Below are 1,889 nucleotides of genomic sequence, written 5' to 3' on the forward strand. Positions count from 1 at the left end.
TCGTCGAACTGGTTCCGCAGCACCTCGCCGCCGACTGTCCAGCGATCGTTCAGCGCATACTCGGCGCCGACACCCGCGAACCAGCCGGTGTCGTCACGGCTGACCCCGCCGAGATCGGCCTTGGCCTGCGCCACGCCGCCGCGCACAAAGACCAGCGTCCGGCCCATGTCATACCCCGCCCTGAGGCCGAGCCGGGCGATGCTGTCGAGGTTGTCGCCCGCCGTGCCGAGGTCGATGTCCGCCTTGTCCCAGTCAAGCCCGGCGCCGAGCACCCACTGGCCGAAATCCCAGTCGTAGCCGCCCCGCAGGCCATAGATCGCGCCGTCGCCGTCGAGCGCCCCGGCCGAGGCGTCGCCGAAGCCGACCTGGCCGCCGACCCAGCCGCCGCTCCAGTCGCCGTTCGGCGCCGCTGCCACCACGGGTGCCGCAACGGGCGCTTCCACCACCGGCTCGGCATAGCCGCCGGCGAAGGCCGGGGCGGCGAGCGCCGCGCCAAGCGCGAGGCCGAGGGCGGATTTGCTCAGATGTTTCATCTTGATCTCCTTGTCTGCTCGGGACTGCGGGGCAGACGCGGCCTTCCCGGCCGCGGGTCACTGCCCTCCCGCGGGATCAACTTGACGCGGCCGGACGGGGTTCCAAGGGGTCCTCACGGACCCTTGACCGCCGCCGCCCCGCGCGAGACGCCGGATCGGCGGAAGCCGGCGCGCCGGCGACGGCCGCCGGCCGGCTTCCGCCGACTGGACAGGGACCGCGTCCGAAGATACCTCAATACCGCGTGTTCATTCCCAAGGCCCGGCGGCGCTCCGGGCCAGGACCGGGGGGCGGCGATGCGACTCGAATCGGCGGCAGCGATCATCACGGGCGGGGCCTCGGGCCTTGGCGCGGCAACGGCGGAGGCCTTCCGCCAGCGGGGCGCAAGCGTCACGGTCTTCGACCGCGCGGCCGAGGGGGAGGCCGGCGCGCAGGAGATCGGCGCGCATTTCGCCGCCGTGGACGTGACCGACGAGGCCTCCGTCGCCGCCGGCATCGCCTCGGCCCGCGCCGCCATGGGACGGATCGACGTCCTTGTGAACTGCGCCGGCATCGCCACCGGCGAGCGGATCCTCGGCCGCGAGGGGCCGCACGCCCTCGCCTCCTTCCGGCGGACGCTCGACATCAACCTCACCGGCACGTTCAACGTGATGCGGCTCGCCGCGGCCGAGATGGCGCGGAACGACGGCCCCGAACGCGGCGTCATCGTCAACACCGCCTCCATCGCCGCCTTCGACGGACAGAAGGGCCAGGCGGCCTACGCGGCCTCCAAGGGCGGCATCGTCGGCCTGACGCTGCCTGCCGCGCGCGACCTCGCGAGCCTCGGCATCCGCGTCTGCGCCATCGCCCCGGGCATCTTCGCCACGCCGATGATGAAAGGCCTGCCGCAGGAGGTGCAGGAGAGCCTCGCCGCCGAAGTCACCTTCCCCAAGCGGCTCGGCGATCCGGCGGAATACGCCGCCCTCGCGGGCTTCATCGTCGAATGCGGCTACCTCAACGGCGAGGTGATCCGCCTCGACGGCGCGCTCCGGATGCGCTGATGGCACGCCGGAACCGGGTGACGCCCGAAGGCGAGATCATCGCCCATCCGGGCCGGGGTCTCCTCATGGGCAACCGGGGCATCCTGCATGATGACGGAGGGCGGATCGTCGCCCGTTTCCGCCATCGGAACTGGGTCTGCTGCGTGACCGAGTTCAGGGGCCGCAAGCGCGACCTGATGGCCCCCGGACGCTACACCGAGCTCTTCTTCCTCGACGAGGCGGTGGCGCTTGCCGCCGGGCACCGCCCCTGCGGCGAATGCCGGCGCGAGGCCTACGGGCGCTACCGCGCCGCCTGGGCGGCCGCGGCCGGCACCGGCC

Annotated in this window: 2 protein-coding genes and 1 pseudogene; 2 read left to right on the top strand and 1 reads right to left on the bottom strand. The window is 73.1% G+C overall.

The features are described 5' to 3' along the window. The coding region (locus F9K34_RS18885) for an outer membrane protein (protein ID WP_291338636.1) at positions 1-533 on the bottom strand (533 nt) is incomplete at its 3' end. A gap of 294 nt (positions 534-827) precedes the next feature. Between F9K34_RS18885 and F9K34_RS18890 the strand changes: the two genes are divergently transcribed. Together F9K34_RS18890 and F9K34_RS18895 are read left to right on the top strand one after the other, a co-directional pair. Beyond that, on the top strand, positions 828-1,571 hold the full coding sequence (locus tag F9K34_RS18890) for an SDR family NAD(P)-dependent oxidoreductase (RefSeq protein ID WP_291338637.1): 744 nt from the start codon (positions 828-830) through the stop codon (positions 1,569-1,571). After that, positions 1,571-1,889, top strand: a pseudogene (locus F9K34_RS18895) (hypothetical protein); the annotation flags it as partial. The gene F9K34_RS18890 and the pseudogene F9K34_RS18895, both read left to right, overlap by 1 nt.

Source organism: Albidovulum sp., from assembly GCF_008933605.1.
Classification (GTDB): domain Bacteria; phylum Pseudomonadota; class Alphaproteobacteria; order Rhodobacterales; family Rhodobacteraceae; genus Albidovulum.

Bases quoted from the DNA above. Each gene is read 5' to 3' on its own strand.
- F9K34_RS18890 (WP_291338637.1), top strand. From the start codon at position 828: ATGCGACTCGAATCGGCGGCAGCGATCATCACGGGCGGGGCCTCGGGC.